Genomic DNA, 21,737 nt, shown 5'->3' on the forward strand with positions numbered 1-21,737 from the left:
AAAAATACACAAAAAAAGGGAGCATACTATTTTTTTGTGTACTTTTGCTGGTAATAACAAAAAACTTATGCCTCAGGAGTCACGCCTTAAAAAATCATTGCTCAATGCGCGGGTTAATCTCATTTTTTATTTCCTGAGTTTAGCCCTATCATTTTTTTCCAGAAAAATCTTTCTGGATGCATTGGGCGCAGACTTTATGGGGCTGATAGGTACACTGAACAATCTCTTGGGTTTTCTGAACCTTGCAGAATTGGGTATCAGCACAGCCATCGGCTACGTTCTGTATAAACCCCTCTTTGAACACGATGAAAAGAAAATCAATGAAATAATTTCCGTTTTCGGTTTCATCTACCGCCGTATCGGTTTTATCATTCTAAGTGCAGGATGTGCCTTGGCATGCTTCCTGCCCTTGATATTCCCCAATAATGTCTTTGATTTAGGCGTCATCTATTTTGCATTTTTCTCGTATCTGACCACTTCACTAATAGGATATTTTGCCAATTACAAGCAAACCCTTTTGGGAGCAGACCAGAAGAACTATGTAGTGACAGCCTATTTTCAAAGTGCCGTACTGATAAAGACTTGTCTGCAAATGGGATTAGTCTATTATACGGGCAACTATTACCTATGGATTAGCCTGGAACTTCTGCTGGGCATTGTCTATTCCATTATCCTGAACTGGAAAGTCAACCAGGTATACCCTTGGCTGAAAAGCGAAGTGAAACAAGGAAAGCTGCTTTTCAAGAAATATCCGGAAGTAACCCGGTATACCAAACAGCTCTTTGTCCATAAACTGGGCAGTTTCGTACAGTTCCAAACCACTCCCTTCCTGGTATATGCCTTCGTCTCACTCAAAACTGTGGCTTACTATGGGAACTATACGCTCATTATTGATAAGATAAGTATATTTATCAGCAACCTATTAGGGAGTACCAATGCAGGAGTAGGTAACCTGATAGCCGAAGGTGATTCCAAACGTATCCAGCAAGTATTCTGGGAGTTGATGGGTATCCGTTTCTTGATAGCCGGAACCATTTCATTTGCCCTGATTCGACTGACCGGCGCTTTTATTTCATTATGGCTGGGAAGTGAATACGTATTGCCCCAACATATTCTGTATCTGATTATCATCAACTCGTTCATCAGCTACACCCGAGGTGCCATAGACCAATTTACCTATGGGTATGGTTTATTTCAAGATACTTGGGCTCCCATTGCGGAAGTAATCATCAACCTGACTGTTGCCATCATTGCCGGACATTTTTGGGGACTGCCGGGAATTTTGATGGGCAACATAACCAGCCTATTTCTCATCATAGTCATTTGGAAACCTTACTTTCTTTATTCGCAAGGATTCAAAATACCCGTTCTTCACTATTGGATGGGCTACATCAAGCATCTGCTGATTATACTGCTGCCGGGAATAGTATGCTACCATCTCTATCCAAGCAATGACTTTACACCGGAAAGCTCTTTTACACATTGGATTCTCTATGGAATGATTCTGATTTCCACTTATGGGATATTGACCTGCTCGTTGCTCTATCTTTTCACTCCGGGCATACGTGCATTCGCTCACCGGATACTGAAAAGGCATCATTGACGAGCTGTTGATTTCAGTCGGTCAAAGGCATTTTCCCACTCGTCCGCCACATTCTGTATGTCAAAGCGCCTCACATACTGCACACAATTTTTTGACATCTCCCTGCGCAGTTCTTCATCTTTCATCAATGAGCCCAACTTCCGGGCAAACTCCTTATGCGAGAACGGAGGAACCAACAATCCGTTCTTCCCATCATCAATAATATCTGTGATAGCTGCATACGAATTGAACGCCACCGGAACCGCCCCGAATGTCATGGCTTCGGTCAATACCATTCCCCACCCTTCAAAGTCACTCGTCAGACATAGGATGCTTGCATCCCGGTAAAATGGTTCAGGGTCTTGCCAACCGGTGAAAACAACCCGTTCCATCTTTAAGGCTTTCTGTTCCAATGTCTGCCTTATCGGCCCGTCTCCCACAATGACCAACTCCCAATCGGGAAATTTTTTATATATACGCTTCCAGATATCAATCAGCCGTCCTACACGCTTCTGGCGCCACTCTATCCGGCCTACATACAATATCTGCTTCTTCTTGAGAAAATCTGTATTTTCTTGAGCAGGATATGTATTCGGATTGGGGATGGCAATCACCCGGCTCAAATCTTTTGAATATATCTGCCACAAATCAGGAAGAAATTTCAAGGAAAGTAAACATAATGCATCTGTATATCGAAAAATGCCTCCATAATCTGATTGTAATGTACGCTTGTAATCATACTTAAGCATGGGAATTTTGAGGATACGGGCCACCTTTCTGATTTTTCCCATGATTGTGTTTTTTCCTGATACCCACATTACGAACTCTCCCAAATGATGATATATGCCAAGAGGATTATAATGTATCACGGAAATAATATACACGTCCCGCAAGGTTTTAGAGAAGGAATATAATGTATAATAAGTCTGCGGGTCCTGGTCTATGACCATATCAATACGGTGCTCTTGCAGGAAACTACGGAAAAACAACCCGTTCTTTTCTACTTCCCGAACCTGATATGGGAAAAAATAAGAGGATGCAGGATATGCATAATCCATGCGGCTTTCATCCCGCACACTATGTAAACAAAGAACATGGTGTCCCCGTCTTATGAATTCACGGCACAAAAGGTCACTTACTCTTTCAATCCCTCCCCGTTGGGGATGGAACATGACAGGATGTATAAACAAGATATTCATAATGCCCTCCGTTATTTCGCTCCAAACATTTTCTTGAATTTTATACCTGACAAGAAACGCATCCACCCATCAAAAGCCGATGCCCCCACCCTGCAAAGCAAGAATTTGCCCAACACATCCGCTTTATACTGTGGAAGAAAAAATCGTCTTATCCATTCTTTGTCTGATAAAAGGACTTGATGTAAAAAAGACAACCGTTCCTGCCGGGTATACTTATGCTCTGGTTTATAGATGGCCAAAATCACTTTATGGAAAAAGACAGTCAATGAATTCCATGTTCTATCCAGTGAGCTATCCTCCAAATTAAATTTCTTTTGATACACATAGACCCTTTCCAAAAAATTGGAGAATGCTGCATATTCTGCCGGAAAGCTGTTTATACGCACAGACAACACATCTACAGAATACCCTACTCTATAAACGTAATTATTGTAATCACGAATAACCATAAAATCCGCATACATCAGGTAGTCCAACATAAACAGCATATCTTCCAGTCCGGAAACAAAAGGAACAAAGCCCACCCGGTATTGCTTGATAATCCGATGGTCGTATAGCTTGCTGCCTGCGTACGCAACACGCTTGTCTATCAAGTCTGTCAATATAAGATACATCTGTTCCGAAGCTATATCTTGTTCGGGAACGTGAAACGTTTGAAAGTCCCCATTTGGCAGATACGCATCAAGAGAACCGACTATTACTCCCTCCTTCGTTTTATCGGCAGGCAATGCACCGTACAGCCTTTCAAGATAACAAGGCTTTACATAATCATCTGAATCAATAAAGGTTACATATCTTCCACGAGCATTCATCAAACCAGTATTCCGGGCACAGCTCAATCCTGCATTAGCCTGATGGAACACCCGTATCCTCGTATCCTTCCCGGCATACTCTTCACAAATCTCCCCACAACGGTCAGGGCTCCCGTCATCTACCAGCAACAGCTCAAAATCCGTAAAGGTCTGTGCAAGAATACTGTCAATGCACTGGGGCAAGTACTCTTCTACCTTATAAACGGGTACTATAACGGATATTTCCGGAAGATTATTCATATTCGCTCATTTTGCATGAAACACTGCCTTCATTTTTATAGACAACACCAACAAATAGTAGGCTGACTTTACAAAAGCCTTAAAATACAGATAGCCGGCATACGTAGGAAGCACATAATGGATGTTCTGCAGCATCAGCTTCCATTCGGGACGCAGGCCCGTCATCTCCAACAAAGACGCATACTTTTTGTTCCTGAATACCAAATAACTCTGATAATGAAAGGATGTGTCTTTCGTGAAATACAGAATACGGTCAAAATATTTCGCCTTCAGACTCTCAAAGTATATATATATCAGCCGGTTATCCTGCAAACACCGGGAAGACCGGATAAAGTCGTAGATATAACCAAGCACCAGCACACGACATTCCAAATTACGCATAGACGGCGCTCGCATGATGGAATCTGGCTGCATGGAATAATAGTAAGTGGTCTCATTGACGACATACATACTTTGAGACATACATGCCAACTTAAATGACCATAAATCATCCTCGTGTACAATGCCCTCCTGGAAGTAGAGTTTATGCTGCAAAACGAGGGGACGACTCACCAGCTTGTTCCATGCCATGACATACCATTTTCCCTGCACATAAGTGGAAAGTACAAGAGCATTCCCTTCATAAAACCCGGTGCCTAATGATAAAGGAGGAGCCCAACGTCTGGCGCCGGTCACCTCGTAATTGCCTATCACAAAATCCGGTCGCTTCTGCACCGCTGCATCCGCCAAAAGCTCTATTGCATTCGCTGAAATATAGTCGTCGCTATCCAAGAAGTACAGATAATCGCCAACAGACGCTGAAATACCGGTGTTTCTTGCAGCAGAAAGCCCTCTGTTCTCTTCATGTTCCAGACATCTCACCACCGTTCCGCGCGGATGCGAAGCCACCACCCGTCTGGCTATCTCCATAGAGTTGTCCGGAGTGCAGTCATTCACAAGAATGACTTCCAAATCCTGCCAAGTCTGGTCCAACACGGACAACAAACACCGTTCTATGTACTTGGCAACATTATAAACCGGAACAATAATGGAAACTTTCATGCTTTCAATCATATTTTCAGAATTTCACCTCATGGCCTTCCACAAACTCTTCCCACCACACAACAAGCGTCAACAGATTGAAATATTGCAAAGCCTTGTTCTGCCTATGCCAGAACCAACCACCCTCCTTCTCTGCAACTTGTTCATAATCTGTAAGAAACTTCTCCACTGCATCACGACGCAGATAGTTGTCCATAATGCCGGAAGCAAGAATAAATTCCTTAAAGAAAGCACGTCGGGCCCTATCACGGAAGAACAGTGGCATAGGTGCAAAACCGCCCTGCTTCTTCTTCAAGGTAATGGCCTCGGGAAGTAAAGGTTTATAATGGCGCTTTAACAGATATTTAGAAACGGAACGGCCCCGCGCAATGTCCAGTACACTGTTGCCCCTGCACTTCAACCCTACCGGCAGCTCCTGCAGGAAATGGAAAAGCTCCAGGTCCATAAAAGGATACGTCAGATTGTTACCGAACATGCGTGCCATGCTGGAAGCCTTGAAAAGAATGATACGGTTGATTACAGTCTCCAAATCGGAAAGAATGGCATGCTGCGCGTAAAGATGTTCGAAACTATGGATATCGGGCCGTAGTGATTTTACCGGCTCAAAATCTTCTTTCGGATTTTGCAGAAGGGCACACAAGGCAGAATCGGAGAAGCCGAAACGCTCCCCTTCCAGAATATGAAGTATCTTATCCAAATGGAAATTGATGCGGGAAAGCTTTCCACCGGTATCAAAGGTTTCATGCTCCAGCAGACGGCTGATGCCACGTAGCAAGGGACGCAATCCTATGCGGGCGGATAGATAATGCAACGCCACTTCGCGACCGGAAGTACCGAAATACTGGTCACTGCCGTCACCTCCCAGAATCACGTCGGGCTTGTCATCGCCTATCATGCGCATGGCACAATAGTTTACCATCAGCCCGCCTTCCATAAAAGGCTCACCCAGAAAACGGACAATGTCGGGCAAGGCACTGGTTTCCGTACCGTCAATCTCGTACTCGTGGTGGCGGGTACCAAAGGTTTCAGACATCAGACGGGCCATGGGCAGCTCCGTCCAGGCATCTCCTTTAAAGCCCACGGAATAGGAGTCAATCTGGCCGTCGTAAATGCTGCGCAGCGCAGCAAGGTTTGAACCGGAATCATAGCCGCCACTCAGCAGGATACCTACCCTGCGGCTATGGCCGATACGCCGGCGGATGGCTTGCGCATGCAATTCTCCATAACGGCGGGAGTAGGTTTCTACATCCGGATTCCGTTCAGTCGCCACCTTGGGTTCATGCTCAAAAACGCTGTCGCGCTTCAGACAATAAATGTCATCTGCCACCTTTTCATATAAGCTGGGATTTCTTTCCTTCAGCGAATCAAACATGGAATGTACTTTCGCTTGTGTCTCTAACTTTACAGAAGCCCAAACCGGCATCAGATAACCAAGCTCTGTCAACATGTAGAACTTTTCGCCGGCACCTAAAGAATGAACATCGAATAGGGCGAAATTATTCTTCTTCAAAATGCCACGCTGAAGGAATGTACTCAATGAAACCAGATTAGGCTCGAAATTTTCTTCCAGTTGGTCCTCTAAAAATTGCCAGGAAGTGGCAAAATTACCATCAATGTGACAATAGACGGGATAATGCGTGCCATGATGGTCGCGCACCACTCCGCATTCATTTTCTGAATAATATACTATGGTGAACGAACCGTCCAGGCGTGAAAAGCCATATGCCGGATCGGATAGAAACGCATCAGCAGCAAGCTTGGCATTGGTATCATCCGGAGTTGCCTGCAAGATGTCCCGATTATACAAAGTTCCGAAAAAGAAAAGTCTCAGATTATAACTTTCAAAAGAAGATTCCGGCTCTTCTCCCTCTACACAGACTGTACGCCAATCTTCTAAAGTGATTTTTCCGTATATCATTTGTTTGCTTATAGACTTGTTTATTGTGTATCCCTTTCTATTTTTCCGCCACCCCATGCCTGGTATGTATAAAGGTCTTGTTTGCTCCCCTCAGCTTGAAGATGTTTCCTGCCATCAGCAGGAATGTATAGGGTATCTTTTGCAGGGCCATTGCCAGGCGGCTGGTGCAGAACCTTTTGGGAACGGCAACGAGCAGTGCGACAGCGAGCAACACCAAGAGCAGCCACCACTTCAGCCCCCATGTCCAGCGATAAACCGTAAACAACACGGAGAAGAGGAACGTGAAGCCCATCAACAGCAGGCGGGGAATGGAAAGCTGCTGGAAAAGCTTGTCGCAGAAGTCCCAGTTACGCGCAACAAGCGCCTTCCACAGAAACTTGGCGAAAGTCTGGCAGTAGTGCCATTGTGCCGACAGCCAGCGGCGGCGCTGACGGGAGAAATCGCCGGTGTTCTGTATCTTCTCATCGAACACAAAGGTTTCGGGCAGATAATAAAAACGCTTGCCGCGATAGAGCAGGGTCAGCTCCAATTCACGGTCGAAACCGCCCACAGCCTTGATGTCAGCCATCGTATCACGAAACAAGTCATAACGGAACGCCATACCGGAACCGATAAGGGCAGCCGACAAGCCCAGCTTGGCATGCCCCAGACGGAAAATGGTATTGTTGATTTCCTCACTGATGGCATCGAGCAGGGCCATGTCATTGTTCAGGTTCTTGGCACTCCGGTGGGTCTGCACAATCTCGACTTCCGGATTGGCGAAGAGGTCGTTAATATCACTCAGATAATCGTAAGGGATGACATTGTCCGCATCGAGCACCAAAGCGATGTCATAGTCATTGCCGATGGCAGCCATGGCGGCATTCAGAGATTTGGACTTGGTGCTTTTCTCAAAATGCACTTCAACCAGGCGGACAGGAAGCACAGCGAGGGAAGCGTTGGTTTCGGGCTGCATACGGTCCGAAATGACAACCGTATCAAAACAGTCGGCGGGATAATCCTGCTCCAGACATGAATGGACGCACTCGTGTATCACGGCATCTTCGCGGTAGGCAGGAATCAGTATGGCAAAACGCTTGTGTTCCTTGGCTGGAGGGGGCAGAGGCAGGTCACGCCGGCGTGACGCCAGACTGTAAACCAATAGATACAGTATGTTTATTGCAAACCATATGTATAAAAGCCAATCGAATATATTCAATATATGTTCCAAATTCAGAGCTATTTAAGCTTTAGAGTTGCTGCTTGTTTTTAATGGGTATCCGACACAAAGATAGGAAAAAGAAGTAGAGTCCGGACAAAATATACAAAAAATGCGAAGAATATAGGAATAAAAAAACGAGCAAGCTCTCACGAACCCCTCGCCCCTGTAAGAAAAGCCTTAAAGGCTTTTCTTTTAAACTGCGTCAATGTTACCTAAAAATCAATCTTTCTCTTTACCTGAAAAATAAAACTTCAATTACCTATTCTGAAAACTTCAAAATCCAATTTTTACCTTTACCTAATTTACCTATTTATTCAAAACATTTAGCTTATGAAAAAAATCTATTTTCAATCCTTTTACCTAACAACTAATATCCTTTATTGAAAACTGTTTTTATTATTTATCAAATCCAAATGCAGTTTCCCAACTGCACTGCAAAGGTAAGTGTTTTCTCCGCGCACGCAAAATACCGGCACATTTTTCGCATGTTTTATAACATTGTTTTAGAGTTTAAGGGTGTAGTTTACACTTATAAACAGTTTGTTGTTCATCGGGAGTATACTTTCCAGTAAAAAACAAGCCACCGAAGCGCCGAAACGCTTCGATAGCTGTCCCCTTTAAACACCTTTAAACAAAATGAATTTCTTATTTATTTTCTTGCTTCGGCAATATACCCCAAAGCTTCTTTACATTTTTCTGTAACGTAAGTCCAGTCTTCGGCAGCGACCTTATCCTTCGGGAAGAGTTTGGAACCCATACCTACGCAGAACACACCCGCCTTAATCCAGGAGGTCAGGTTTTCCTGAGTCGGCTCCACCCCACCGGTCACCATCAGCTTGGACCAGGGCATCGGAGCCAGCAGACCTTTCACGAGTTTGGCACCAAGCACGTCGCCCGGGAATATCTTGCAGAGGTCGCAACCTACTTCTTGCGCGAAGCCCACTTCTGAAACGCTTCCGCATCCCGGAGTATAGGCTACCAGGCGACGGTTACAAATCTTAGCAATCTCCGGGTTGAACAACGGGCCTACAACGAAACATGCACCCAACTGCAAATACAGCGCCGCAGTAGCAGGGTCAACGATGGAACCTACACCCATAGCCATCTCCGGGCACTCTTTTGCCGCAAACTTCACAACTTCCGCAAACACCTCGTGGGCAAAGTCACCACGGTTCGTGAATTCGAACGCACGAACACCTCCATCGTAACAAGCTTTTACAACTTTCTTTGCAACTTCTGCATCCTTATGATAAAAGACAGGCACCATTCCAGTAGAACCAATCTTATTCAATACTGAGATTTTATCAAATTTACTCATCTTTTTATTTACTATTTACAATGTACAATGTACAATTTACCATGCGGACTACTTGTACAATGCTTAATTGTCATATTACTTAATATATTATACTTACCTCTATATATTATACTTTACCATTTACTTTATCACGCATAGTGAGTATAGATTTTACTACAATCTTCAAAAGCTCCTTGTTTTCAAGATACAAATCCTGCAACAAATCAGGTTTAACAAGTTCCAATTCCATTATAAGCTCCAACCAATAGGCCGTTTCATCAAGTTCTTCCTCTACCATTTTTAATTTGTTTAAGAAATCCTTGTCTGATTTTCCAACACAAGCTGCCCGATAATTGGCACCGGGAGAAGTACCGGAACGGACAATCTGGTTGCCAATAGCTCTACCTGCTGATGTATTAGGCAACTTGTCTACCAGCCTTATTATTCGTACCGCAAACATCTTCAAGCGGTTTTTCATATCATCTCGATTCATCAGCAGCACAAATTGTACATTGTAAATGATAAATTGTAAATGAACTTATCTCTGCACTCGTCCGCTTGCATCCCCTCCTGCCAGCGCTTCTACCTCTTCTGTGGAAACAAGGTTGAAGTCACCGTTGATAGTGTGCTTCAAGGCGGAAGCGGCTACTGCAAATTCGAGGGCGGCACCCTGGTTGGGTTTTGTCAGCAGGCCGTGGATGATACCACCTGAGAAAGAGTCGCCGCCACCTACGCGGTCGACGATAGGATTGATGTCGTAACGCTTTGACTCGTAGAATTCCTCGCCGTTGTAAATCATTGCTTTCCAGCCGTTGTGGGTAGCGGAGAAAGACTCGCGCAATGTAGAGATTACGTATTTGAAGCCGAATTCCTTCGCCATCGCCTTGAAGATTCCCTTGTAGCCTTCAGCGTCCGTCTTGCCGCCTTCCACGTCTGCATCGGGCTTGAAGCCCAGACAGAGTTCAGCATCCTCTTCATTGCCGATGCAGACATCCACATACTGCATCAAAGGCTTCATGATGGACTGGGCTTTTTCTTTGGTCCAGAGTTTTTTACGGAAATTGAGGTCTACCGACACCGTAACGCCGTGACGTTTGGCAGCCTCGCAAGCCAGGCGGGTCAACTCGGCGGCCTTGTCGGAGATGGCGGGAGTGATACCTGACCAGTGGAACCAGTCTGCACCTTCCATGATGGCATCGAAATCAAAGTCTGCCGCATCTGCCTCGGCAATGGCAGAGTGTGCACGGTCATAGATTACCTTACTGGGACGCATGGAAGCACCGGTCTCAAGATAGTAGATACCTACACGGTCACCACCACGCGCAATGAAATCTGTTTTTACGCCATACTTGCGCAATACGTTGACAGCCGACTGGCCTATTTCATGTTTCGGCAACTTGGTTACAAAATAAGCATCATGTCCGTAGTTGGCACAGCTGACAGCCACGTTGGCCTCGCCGCCGCCATATACCACATCAAAAGAGTCGGACTGCACAAAACGGGTGTTTCCCGGAGTAGACAGCCTCAGCATGATTTCACCTAATGTAACTACTTTCTTTCCCATAATCTTTCTATGTTTTATTTTAATATGAAATTAATTTGTTTCCTTTCAATTTATCATTTCGAGGTATAAACAGAACCTAAATACCTGAAACTATGGAGAGTAAATCAAAATAATATTCGTTCTTCATAGTCTTCGTGTACGGGCACAAAGATACAACAATTTTTGAAATACAAAAAATTATCATATATTTGTATCGAAGATATTAAGATTATAATTGTGTGCGAGCACAAGAAGATGTACGATGGGACGATTTACGATTAGACAATTGAGATTACATTGTAGAATCGTAGCCAAAGCAACATCAATCGTACATCGTAAATCGTTAAATCGTAAATATACAGATGGAAAGAGTCAGAATAAAGGATATCGCCAAGATGGCCGATGTATCCGTGGGAACCGTCGACCGTGTGATTCACGGGCGTAGCGGTGTGTCCGAGTCCAGCCGGAAGCGGGTGGAAGAAATCCTGAAACAACTGGATTACCAGCCCAATATGTATGCCAGTGCACTGGCTTCGAACAAAAAGTATACATTTGCCTGCCTGCTGCCACTGCACGAGAAAGGCGAATACTGGACAGACGTGGAGACAGGCATACACAACGCCGTAGAGACTTACTCTGACTTCAACGTCGCCGTGCACCTCTCCTACTATGATCCGTATGACTATCATTCTTTTGCGGAAGCCTCCGGACAGATTCTGTCACTGGAGCCGGACGGAGTGATGTTTGCCCCCACCGTTCCACAATACACCAAGCCCTTTACGGATGAGTTGACGCAACATAATATACCTTATATATATATAGACTCCAATATAAAGGAAGAGCCCGCCCTATCCTTCTACGGGCAGAACTCGCACCAGAGCGGATATTTTGCCGCCCGCATGCTGATGCTGCTTGCCGGAGAAGACGCGCAGGAAATCGTCATCTTCCGCAAGATAAACGAAGGCATCGTTGGGTCGAACCAGCAGGAACGCCGCGAAATAGGTTTCCGCGAATACATGCAGGAGCATCATCCCGCCTGCCGCATCTGGGAACTGGACCTGCATGCCAAGCGCGACAGCGAGGACACACTGATGCTGGACGAGTTTTTCCAAGAGCATCCTACCGTAAAGAACGGAATCACCTTCAACTCCAAAGCATACATCATCGGGGAATACCTGCTGAAGAAGCAGAAAAAAAACTTCAACCTGATGGGCTATGACCTGCTGCAACGCAACGTAGACTGCCTGAAACAAGGAAGCATCTTCTTCCTCATAGCACAGCAGCCCACCCTGCAAGGATTCGACGGCATCAAGGCCTTGTGCGAACACCTGATTCTGAAGAAGGAAGTCACAAGGGAAAACTTCATGCCCATTGACTTGCTGACGAAGGAGAATATAGAGTTTTATTACAATAAATAGTTACATGTACAATGCACCATCTACAATGTACAATTCGGCCATGCGGAAGGGGACTAATACTAATGCAGCGCAGCCAAATTGTACATTGTAAATGGTAAATGGGAAATTTAAAAGATGGAGGCAAAGTACCTGAAAATCAACCCTGCCGACAATGTTGCAGTGGCTATCACAACACTCCCGGCCGGTGAAAAACTCACGGTGGACGGAAAGGAAATCACCTTGAATGAGGATGTTTCTGCCGGACACAAATTTGCACTGAAAGATTTTGCGGAAGGCGAAAACGTCATTAAATACGGATACCCCATCGGCCACGCCCGGAAAGCGCAGAAGCAGGGGGATTGGATGAATGAAAACAATATCAAGACCAACTTGTCCGGGTTGCTGGAATACACATACAACCCTGTCAACGTAGACCTCAATACTACAACTCTAAACCTCAATACTGGTGCGCCAAACCTGACCTTTAGAGGATACAAACGCAAGAACGGCGACGTAGGTGTGCGCAACGAGATATGGATTATTCCGACAGTGGGCTGTGTGAACGGAATCATCAACCAGCTTGCCGAAGGCCTGCGCCGCGAAACGGGCGGAAAGGGCGTGGATGCCATCATGGCTTATCCCCATAATTACGGCTGCTCCCAGTTGGGCGACGACCACGAGAATACAAAGAAAATCCTCCGCGACATGGTGTTGCATCCCAATGCGGGAGCCGTACTCGTGGTAGGCCTGGGTTGCGAGAATAACCAGCCGGATGTGTTCCGCGAGTTCCTGGGAGACTATGACCAGGAGCGCGTAAAGTTTATGGTGACCCAGAAAGTGGGCGATGAATACGAAGAAGGAATGGAACTGCTGCGCGAGCTCTATGCCAAAGCCATCCAGGACCAGCGCGAGGATATTCCCTTAAGCGAACTGCGTGTAGGCCTGAAGTGTGGCGGTTCGGACGGTTTCTCCGGCATCACCGCCAATCCGCTACTGGGCATGTTCTCCGACTTCCTGGTAGCACAAGGCGGCACCAGCGTACTGACGGAAGTGCCGGAAATGTTCGGTGCAGAAACTATCCTGATGAACCGCTGCCGCACCAAAGAGCTGTTTGAGGACACGGTGAAGCTGATTAATGACTTCAAGGAATATTTCCTCTCCCACGGTGAACCGGTAGGCGAAAATCCGTCTCCGGGAAATAAGGTGGGAGGCATCTCGACATTGGAGGACAAAGCCTTGGGATGCACACAGAAATGCGGCACAAGCTACGTGGAAGGGGTACTTCCGTATGGCGAACGCCTGAAAGTAAAGGGACTGAACCTGCTGTCTGCTCCGGGAAACGACCTTGTAGCCGCCACTGCCCTTGCCTCTTGCGGATGCCACATGGTGCTGTTCACCACAGGACGCGGAACGCCCTTCGGAACCTATGTGCCGACCATGAAGATTTCCACCAACTCCACTTTGGCAAAGAACAAGCCGGGCTGGATAGACTTCAACGCCGGAGTTATCGTCGAGAATGAACCGATGAAGAAAACCTGCGAACGCTTCATCGAGTATATCATCAAAGTAGCAAGCGGTGAATTCGTGAACAACGAAAAGAAAGGCTACAAGGAAATAGCCATCTTCAAGACCGGAGTAACTTTGTAAATTGAAAATTAAGGGCTGATAGATGGAGGGCGGGACAAAACCATTTTGTGCCGCCCTTTGTTTTTGTTACCTTTGCGGCGGAATTGATTTCACCACAGATAATACCGATTAACATGGAATTGATTGAAAGATAGAAATCTGTGGTGAAACATTAATCTCAACCAAACAATACAACTATGTCAGCAACAACCGATACAACCCCTAAAACCAAAGGCGGCTGGTGGGCACTCAGCCCGTTGGCGGTGTTCCTTTGCCTCTATCTGGTGACCTCGCTCCTGGTGAACGACTTCTATAAAGTCCCCATCACGGTAGCCTTCCTCGCCTCGTCCTGCTATGCCATCGCCATCACGCGCGGCCTGAATCTGGAACAGCGCATCTATCAGTTTTCCGTAGGCGCCAGCAACAAGAACATCATGCTGATGGTATGGATATTCATCCTTGCAGGAGCATTCGCCCAAAGCGCCAAGCAGATGGGCGCCATTGATGCAACCGTAAATCTGACCCTGCATATACTACCGGACAACCTGCTGCTGGCGGGCATCTTCATTGCCGCCTGCTTCATCTCCCTCTCGATAGGAACAAGCGTAGGAACTATCGTCGCACTGACTCCTGTAGCCGTGGGGCTGGCGGAAAAGACGGGCATCGACCTGCCCTACATGGTTGCCATCGTGGTGGGAGGCTCGTTCTTCGGAGACAATCTTTCCTTCATATCCGACACCACCATTGCATCGACCAAGACGCAGGACTGCGTGATGAGGGACAAGTTCCGCGTCAACTTTATGATTGTGGTACCGGCAGCACTTATCATACTGGGCATCTATATCTTTCAAGGACTGTCCGTCTCTGCCCCACCACAAGTACAGACCATCGAGTGGATAAAAGTAATCCCCTACCTCATCGTACTGGGTACGGCCGTAGCAGGCGTCAATGTCATGCTGGTACTGCTGCTGGGCATCCTCTCTACTGGAATTATCGGTATCTATACCGGCACCGCCTTCTTCGACTGGTTCGGAGCCATGGGAACGGGCATCACCGGCATGGGCGAGCTCATCATCATCACCCTGCTGGCCGGAGGCATGCTCGAAACCATCCGCTACAACGGCGGCATCGACTTCATCATCTCCCGGCTGACCCGCCACGTCAGCGGCAAGCGGGGAGCCGAATTCAGCATCGCTGCCCTGGTCAGCATCGCCAATCTCTGTACCGCCAACAACACCATTGCCATCATCACCACCGGCCCCATAGCCAAGGACATCGCCCTCCGCTTCCACCTGGACCGCCGGAAAACAGCCAGCATACTGGACACCTTCTCATGCCTCGTGCAAGGAATCATCCCCTACGGAGCGCAAATGCTGATAGCCTCCGGACTTGCCGGCATTTCACCCATCAGCATCATCGGAAACCTGTATTACCCCTTCTGCATGGGAACATGCGCCATACTCGCCATTCTGCTGAGATACCCCAGGAAATACTCGGGAGAAGGATGAGTGACAAGTGATGAGTTATGGGTGACGTTGTGTGAACATTTAAAAAAAAACACCCCTCGTGCCAACAAATAACTCATAACTCATAACTCAAAACTCAAAATCTTTTCTTACCTTTGCACTCGCTATTACGAGATAGTAGCATAATTCAAATCATTAACTAAAAACATTTTAATTAAATGGCAACAAAAATCAGATTGCAAAGACATGGACGTAAAAGCTACGCTTTCTACTCTATCGTTATTGCAGACGTAAGAGCACCACGTGATGGTAAATTTATTGAGAAGATTGGTACTTACAATCCTAACACCAATCCTGCCACAGTAGATTTGAAGTTCGACCGCGCACTTGACTGGGTGTTGAAGGGTGCACAACCTACTGACACAGTTCGTAACATCCTCTCTCGCGAAGGTGTTTACATGAAGAAGCACTTGCTGGGCGGTGTAGCGAAAGGCGCATTCGGCGAAGCTGAAGCTGATGCTAAGTTCGAAGCCTGGAAGAACAACAAACAAAGCGGTTTGGCTGCTCTGAAGGCTAAGGAAGACGAAGCTAAGAAAGCTGAAGCAAAAGCACGTCTGGAAGCTGAAAAGAAGATAAACGAAGAAAAAGCAAAAGCACTGGCTGAAAAGAAAGCTGCTGAAGCTGCTGCAAAAGCCGCTGCCGAAGCACCGGCCGAAGAGGCTCCTGCCGAAGAAGCCCCTGCTGCTGAAGAAGCTGCTGCCGAATAATAGTAAGCACAGCGTTATCGCTAAAAATGGGATTAAAACTATAAAAATCCTCTCCGGTTCATATCGGAGGGGATTTTTTATTACTATATTTGCAGCTATAATCATTCATTAAAAAAACAAACAATGAAAAAGTTTACTTATCTGCTCGCTGTAGCCGCTGTATTTACAGCTTGTAACAGTGGAAACAACGGTTACACCGTAACCGGAACTGTAGAGGGTGCAGCCGACGGCGACACCGTATATCTGGAAACCGTGGAAGGACGCCAATTCGTAAAATTGGACTCTGCTGTCATCAAAGATGGAACATTTACCTTCAAGGGTACACAAGATACTGCTGTCAACCGCTACATCTCCTACAAAGCCGAAGGAAAAGACGGCGCAGCCATCGACTTCTTCCTGGAAAACGGCAAGATTAAAATCAACTTGTCGCAGGAAAACAACTCTGCCACCGGTACTGCCAACAATGATGCCTACCAGGAAATCAGAGCCCAAATCAACGGTCTGAACAAACAAATGATGAGCATCTACGAATCCATGTCGGACACCACACTGACCGACGAACAACGCGAGGCTAAAGGCAAAGAGATGGAAAATCTGGAAAACAGCATGATATCCGCCATCAAAGCCGGCATCAACAAGAACATCACCAACCCGGTGGGTGTACTCCTGCTGAAGCAGAACTACTACTACATGGATGTGGCAGACCTCGACCCGCTGATGCCCCAAATCCCTGCTGCTTACGACAACGACGAAGCCATCGTCAAGATAAAAAGCAACGTTGAGAAGATGAAAGCCACTGCCGTAGGCCAGAAGTTTACAGACTTCGAGATGCAGACGCCGGAAGGAAAAAACGTAAAACTGTCCGACTACGTAGGCAAGGGCAAAGTTGTCCTCGTTGACTTCTGGGCAAGCTGGTGCGGTCCCTGCCGTCGCGAAATGCCCAACCTGGTGGAAGCTTACGCCAAATACAAGAACAAGAACTTCGAGATTGTAGGCGTATCTCTGGACCAGAGTGCCGACGCATGGAAAGAAGCCATCAAGAAGCTGAACATCACTTGGCCGCAAATGTCCGACCTGAAATACTGGAACTGCGAAGGCGCACAGCTTTATGCCGTAAGCAGCATCCCCCACACTGTGTTGATTGACGGTGAAGGAACTATCCTTGCACGCGGACTGCACGGTGACGAGCTTCAGGAAAAGATAGCCGAAGCTGTCAAATAATAAAACCGGACACACCGGAGACTAAAAGAGGAGTGCCACACTCCGTCAATCGAAATGCCACACTTCACGAGGCCCAATCAATGGCATTTGCCTCTGTGAAGTGTGGCATTTCCCTTGCTGAAGTGTGGCATTCGGAATGATGGAATGCGGCGTTTTTCAAGAGAAGATACGCGCAGCCATTTCCATCCCCAACCTTACGGTTTCCCACTGTTTCTCCTCATCGGCCTCCGAAGGCGAAAGAAGCGCATTGGCATCCGGCAGACATAAAGTGAAACGTTTCAAAGGAATATAGTTCAATACACTTTCGGTTTTTGCCTGCAATTCATCCAATTCGTCTTCCTGAGGATAATGGGACAGCACGAAACCGAACACCGCTTCCTTCTCGTGTATGAACCAGAGCAGACGGTTACGGTCGCACGCGCCACAGTCGTAATTCAGGAAATAAGCATCGGCCCCATGCAGTTGCACCAGCATGTCCGTCGGTGCATGGAATGCAACATACATCCCTGCAGGACGCTCACGCAAAACTCGGTTGTTGAGCCGGATGGTATCTTCCATTATCACCGAATGTACCCCGTCGAACTGGACGTAGCGGCAGCCTGCATCATAAAGTTTGGTAAGCAAAAATTTGTAGCAGGAAGCAATATCATCCGTCAAAAGCCGGATGTCGGAGTAAACGGTTTCTATCTGAGTCCGCTCCACACGTTGAATAATCTGGGTCATAACCTCTGCCGGCGAAGGGATATGCTGTTTTTTCATCACCCCTCCGTCCACAATGGAATCAAGAAATGCGAATTCTTCCAGAATAGGATGCCGTAGCAAACTGAGCCGTCCTGTAATCTCCAAAGGAGAGCCTTCGGAGAAAGGCCGGCCGTCTTTGGAACAAATACCCTCCCAGCTTTCCAAAAAATCGCGACTTCGGAAACCACCATCGGAAACAACCTTCATGCCTCCCAGCTCCAGCCGTTCCACCAGACTGCGCACTTCCGCATCTTCAACAGCCTGCAATATCTGCCGGCTCACCTGCCCGTTCTGATATTGCTCGCGGACATCCTTCAATGCACGAGGTACACAAAAAGCCCCAGCTATATCAATTTTAAACGGAGGAAATACATTTGCCATGTTCATCCTTTCTTTGATTATTATAATAATGATACTTTTGCCCCAATACCATGAGCAGCAAAGCAATACAATCGAATGGCAACAAGAAGTATTATCAAGGACTAAAAACCTTAAATAAACCAATTCGTTGCAAATATAACTAAAAAAATCGAAGATTCACAATCTGCCCAAAAGATTTATCTTCATTTGACACTTCGAAATCAGATGATGTTTATGCATGCAATAATAATCAGTAATGAATAACTTTAAAAGTTATTTTTCATTAGAAGTTTTCCACTTTAAACAATTACATCATTAACAATCAATAGATTAACACTTTTTAAATCACAAAAAGTTTTCCAAAAAGCAAAATCTATCAATAACTATAATATCTTTGTTTCCGCAATTAAACTAAAAAAGACAGTCACATTTAAGCATAAAAGGTTATGATACAGACAGTACTCAAGCGCGACGGGCGCGTCGTCGGATTCAACGAAGAAAAAATAGCAACGGCCATCCGCAAAGCCATGTTGCATACAGACAAGGGGGAAGACCTGCAACTGATACACCAGATTACGGACCGCATCTCTTTCAAGGGAGATTCGCAGATGACGGTGGAAGCCATCCAGGATTTGGTGGAAGTGGAGCTGATGAAGAGCAGCCGCAAGGACGTTGCCCAGAAATACATCGCCTACCGCAACCAGCGAAGCATTGCCCGCAAGGCAAAGACGCGCGACATGTTCCTGGAAATTATCAACATCAAGTCCAACGACATCACACGCGAAAATGCCAACATGAATGCCGATACCCCGGCGGGCATGATGATGAAGTTTGCCAGCGAAACCACCAAGCCTTTTGTGGACGACTATCTGCTGAGTGAAGAAGTGCTGGATGCCGTCACCCAGAACTATCTGCACATCCATGACAAGGATTATTATCCCACCAAGAGCCTGACATGCGTGCAACATCCGCTGGACCATATTCTGAAATACGGCTTCTCTGCCGGACACGGCGAATCGCGCCCGGCCAAACGCATCGAGACTGCCAGTATCCTGGGATGCATCTCGCTGGAAACAGCCCAGAACGAGATGCACGGCGGACAAGCCATCCCTGCATTCGATTTCTACCTTGCCCCCTACGTGCGCAACAGCTTCATCGAGGAAGTCAAGAACCTGGAAGAACTGAATGGAAAAGACTATTCCCATCTCTATCAGAAGGAACTGGCCGACTATCTGCTGCAGCCGTTGGACGGACTGACGGACGAGGACCGCATCGTGCAGCATGCTGTCAACAAGACCGTATCGCGCGTGCACCAGTCCATGGAGGCGTTTATCCATAACATGAACACCATCCACTCACGCGGCGGCAACCAAGTGGTGTTCAGCTCCATCAACTACGGCACAGACACCTCTGCCGAGGGGCGCTGCATCATCCGCGAGCTGCTGAAAAGCACCTATCAAGGGGTAGGAAACGGAGAAACCGCCATCTTCCCCATCCAGATATGGAAAAAGAAACGGGGTGTGAGCTACCTGCCTGAAGACCGCAACTACGACCTCTACCAACTGGCCTGCAAGGTGACGGCACGGCGTTTCTTCCCGAACTTCCTGAACCTGGACGCCACCTTCAACCAAAGCGAGGACTGGAAAGCCGATGACCCGAAACGCTACCAGCATGAAGTTGCCACCATGGGATGCCGCACCCGTGTATTCGAAAACCGTTTCGGACCGAAGACCTCCATCGGACGCGGCAACATCTCTTTCTCTACCATCAACATCGTCCGTCTGGGCATTGAGTGCATGAACATCGAAGACAAGGAACAGCGCATCGCCCGGTTCTTTGCCAAGTTGGATAGTATGCTCGAAGTGACCGCACGCCAGCTGCACGAGCGCATGGAGTTTCAAAAGACCGCCTTCGCCAAGCAGTTCCCGCTACTGATGTCTGCCTTGTGGATAGGCAGCGAGAAGCTGAAACCGAACGATACGATTGCTTCCGTCATCAACCAGGGAACACTGGGAATCGGTTTCATCGGATTGGCAGAATGTCTCGTGGCATTGCTCGGAAAACATCACGGCGAATCTGGCGAAGCCCAGGAGCTGGGACTGAAAATCGTGACCTATATGCGCGACCGTGCCAACCAGTTCTCGGAGCAATACCAGCACAACTACAGCGTGCTTGCCACTCCTGCCGAAGGGCTGTCGGGCAAGTTCACCCGCATCGACCGTAAGAAGTTCGGCACGCTGCCGGGCATTACGGACCGTGACTACTACACCAACTCCAACCACGTGCCCGTATACTACAAATGCAGCGCCCGCCACAAAGCGGAAGTGGAGGCTCCTTATCATGAGCTGACCCGCGGCGGACACATCTTCTATGTGGAGATAGACGGTGACGCCACCCACAATCCGGAAGTCATTATGCGTGTAGTGGACATGATGGACCAATACAACATCGGCTACGGTTCGGTAAACCACAACCGTAACCGCTGTCTGGAGTGCGGCCACGAAAACTCCACCCCAAACCTGGAAGAATGCCCGAAGTGCGGCAGCAAGCATATCGACAAGCTGCAACGCATCACCGGCTACCTGGTGGGGACAACCGACCGCTGGAACAATGCCAAGCTGGCAGAGTTGAACGACAGGGTCGTTCATAATTAAAAATTGAAAATTAAAAATTAAAGGGCTGCGCAGTGCAAAGCGGAGCTTCATTTTTAATGGTTGACGTTTAATTTTTAATGATTAATGTTCAGCTTCCTACCTGCGATGTTTAATTTCTAATTTTTAATTCCCTACTCATGCTTTCTATTCTCGACATTTTAGAAGATACCACAGTAGACGGTCCGGGCTTCCGGACTGCCATTTATGCTGCCGGATGCCCCAACGGTTGTCCCGGTTGCCACAATCCGGAGTCGTGGGACATCAACCGCGGGCACTGGATGAGTACGGAAGAGATTCTGGAAAAAGTCCTTGCCGACAACTTTGCAGACGTCACCTTCAGTGGTGGAGACCCGATGTTCCAGCCGGAAGGATTCACCCAACTGGCACATGCCATCAAGGAGCGGAGCCGGAAAAACATCTGGTGCTATACGGGCTATACTTTCGAAAAGCTACTGCGCAACCCGCGCCAAGCCCAACTGCTGAAGTACATCGACGTACTGGTGGACGGCAAATTCAAGAAAGAACTGAGGGATGAGGAACTCTATTTCCGGGGAAGCCGCAACCAGCGTCTGATTGACGTACAAACATCCCTGCAAAAAGGCGAAACCGTCATTTACCACTATAATCCGAAAAAGGGCATTTAAAAAAGAAGAAAAGTTTTCAAAAATATAT

At 47.1% G+C, this 21,737-nt stretch carries 17 protein-coding genes; 8 read left to right on the forward strand and 9 right to left on the reverse strand.

Translation table 11 applies throughout. The features are described 5' to 3' along the window. Window positions 1-67: 67 nt before the first annotated feature. A complete protein-coding gene (locus tag DWX62_RS19460) occupies window positions 68-1,603 on the forward strand; it encodes a hypothetical protein (protein ID WP_005827464.1) in 1,536 nt (511 codons plus the stop codon). Here the strand turns inward: DWX62_RS19460 and DWX62_RS19465 are convergent. From DWX62_RS19465 to DWX62_RS19500, 8 genes are all read right to left on the reverse strand, one after another. Then, on the reverse strand, window positions 1,597-2,781 hold the full coding sequence (locus tag DWX62_RS19465) for a glycosyltransferase (RefSeq protein ID WP_009038295.1): 1,185 nt from the start codon (window positions 2,779-2,781) through the stop codon (window positions 1,597-1,599). The two genes, DWX62_RS19460 and DWX62_RS19465, sit on opposite strands and share 7 nt — an antisense overlap. A gap of 11 nt (window positions 2,782-2,792) precedes the next feature. Beyond that, window positions 2,793-3,833 (reverse strand): glycosyltransferase, encoded by a 1,041-nt coding sequence (locus tag DWX62_RS19470; RefSeq protein ID WP_005827459.1) that lies wholly within the window; start codon window positions 3,831-3,833, stop codon window positions 2,793-2,795. A 6-nt stretch (window positions 3,834-3,839) separates the two neighbouring features. After that, window positions 3,840-4,874, reverse strand: a complete 1,035-nt coding sequence (locus tag DWX62_RS19475; protein ID WP_229031896.1) for a glycosyltransferase family 2 protein — start codon at window positions 4,872-4,874, stop codon at window positions 3,840-3,842. A 16-nt stretch (window positions 4,875-4,890) separates the two neighbouring features. Beyond that, entirely contained in the window at window positions 4,891-6,792 is a 1,902-nt protein-coding gene (locus DWX62_RS19480; RefSeq protein WP_120173105.1) for an asparagine synthase C-terminal domain-containing protein, read from the reverse strand. A gap of 37 nt (window positions 6,793-6,829) precedes the next feature. Next, window positions 6,830-8,002 (reverse strand): glycosyltransferase family 2 protein, encoded by a 1,173-nt coding sequence (locus tag DWX62_RS19485; RefSeq protein WP_034529734.1) that lies wholly within the window; start codon window positions 8,000-8,002, stop codon window positions 6,830-6,832. Window positions 8,003-8,642: 640 nt separating this feature from the next. Further along, the gene (locus tag DWX62_RS19490; protein WP_005837350.1) at window positions 8,643-9,311 is read right to left on the reverse strand and encodes a bifunctional 4-hydroxy-2-oxoglutarate aldolase/2-dehydro-3-deoxy-phosphogluconate aldolase; all 669 of its coding nucleotides are present in this window, start codon (window positions 9,309-9,311) and stop codon (window positions 8,643-8,645) included. 106 nt (window positions 9,312-9,417) lie between these two features. Further along, window positions 9,418-9,783 (reverse strand): four helix bundle protein, encoded by a 366-nt coding sequence (locus tag DWX62_RS19495; RefSeq protein WP_005827444.1) that lies wholly within the window; start codon window positions 9,781-9,783, stop codon window positions 9,418-9,420. A gap of 45 nt (window positions 9,784-9,828) precedes the next feature. Beyond that, a complete protein-coding gene (locus tag DWX62_RS19500) occupies window positions 9,829-10,854 on the reverse strand; it encodes a sugar kinase (RefSeq protein ID WP_057256456.1) in 1,026 nt (341 codons plus the stop codon). 341 nt (window positions 10,855-11,195) lie between these two features. Here DWX62_RS19500 and DWX62_RS19505 point away from each other — a divergent pair, with 341 nt between their 5' ends. From DWX62_RS19505 to DWX62_RS19525, 5 genes are all read left to right on the forward strand, one after another. Then, a complete protein-coding gene (locus DWX62_RS19505; protein ID WP_008664333.1) occupies window positions 11,196-12,251 on the forward strand; it encodes a LacI family DNA-binding transcriptional regulator in 1,056 nt (351 codons plus the stop codon). A gap of 114 nt (window positions 12,252-12,365) precedes the next feature. Then, on the forward strand, window positions 12,366-13,877 hold the full coding sequence (locus DWX62_RS19510) for an altronate dehydratase family protein (protein WP_120173106.1): 1,512 nt from the start codon (window positions 12,366-12,368) through the stop codon (window positions 13,875-13,877). A gap of 176 nt (window positions 13,878-14,053) precedes the next feature. Next, window positions 14,054-15,364 (forward strand): Na+/H+ antiporter NhaC family protein, encoded by a 1,311-nt coding sequence (locus tag DWX62_RS19515; RefSeq protein ID WP_057256455.1) that lies wholly within the window; start codon window positions 14,054-14,056, stop codon window positions 15,362-15,364. A 176-nt stretch (window positions 15,365-15,540) separates the two neighbouring features. Next, complete coding sequence (locus DWX62_RS19520; protein ID WP_005837359.1) at window positions 15,541-16,089, forward strand: 30S ribosomal protein S16; 549 nt, start codon at window positions 15,541-15,543, stop codon at window positions 16,087-16,089. A 123-nt stretch (window positions 16,090-16,212) separates the two neighbouring features. Beyond that, complete coding sequence (locus DWX62_RS19525) at window positions 16,213-17,310, forward strand: TlpA disulfide reductase family protein (RefSeq protein ID WP_120173107.1); 1,098 nt, start codon at window positions 16,213-16,215, stop codon at window positions 17,308-17,310. A 156-nt stretch (window positions 17,311-17,466) separates the two neighbouring features. Here the strand turns inward: DWX62_RS19525 and DWX62_RS19530 are convergent, their stop codons facing one another. Continuing rightward, the gene (locus tag DWX62_RS19530; protein ID WP_005827419.1) at window positions 17,467-18,438 is read right to left on the reverse strand and encodes a hypothetical protein; all 972 of its coding nucleotides are present in this window, start codon (window positions 18,436-18,438) and stop codon (window positions 17,467-17,469) included. Between the two features lie 419 nt (window positions 18,439-18,857). Between DWX62_RS19530 and DWX62_RS19535 the strand changes: the two genes are divergently transcribed. Continuing rightward, on the forward strand, window positions 18,858-21,065 hold the full coding sequence (locus DWX62_RS19535; protein ID WP_098032254.1) for an anaerobic ribonucleoside triphosphate reductase: 2,208 nt from the start codon (window positions 18,858-18,860) through the stop codon (window positions 21,063-21,065). 137 nt (window positions 21,066-21,202) lie between these two features. Next, the gene (gene nrdG, locus DWX62_RS19540; RefSeq protein WP_005827412.1) at window positions 21,203-21,709 is read left to right on the forward strand and encodes an anaerobic ribonucleoside-triphosphate reductase activating protein; all 507 of its coding nucleotides are present in this window, start codon (window positions 21,203-21,205) and stop codon (window positions 21,707-21,709) included. Window positions 21,710-21,737: the final 28 nt, after the last annotated feature.

The organism is Bacteroides sp. AF20-13LB (assembly GCF_003603065.1).
In the GTDB taxonomy this organism is placed as follows: domain Bacteria; phylum Bacteroidota; class Bacteroidia; order Bacteroidales; family Bacteroidaceae; genus Bacteroides; species Bacteroides uniformis.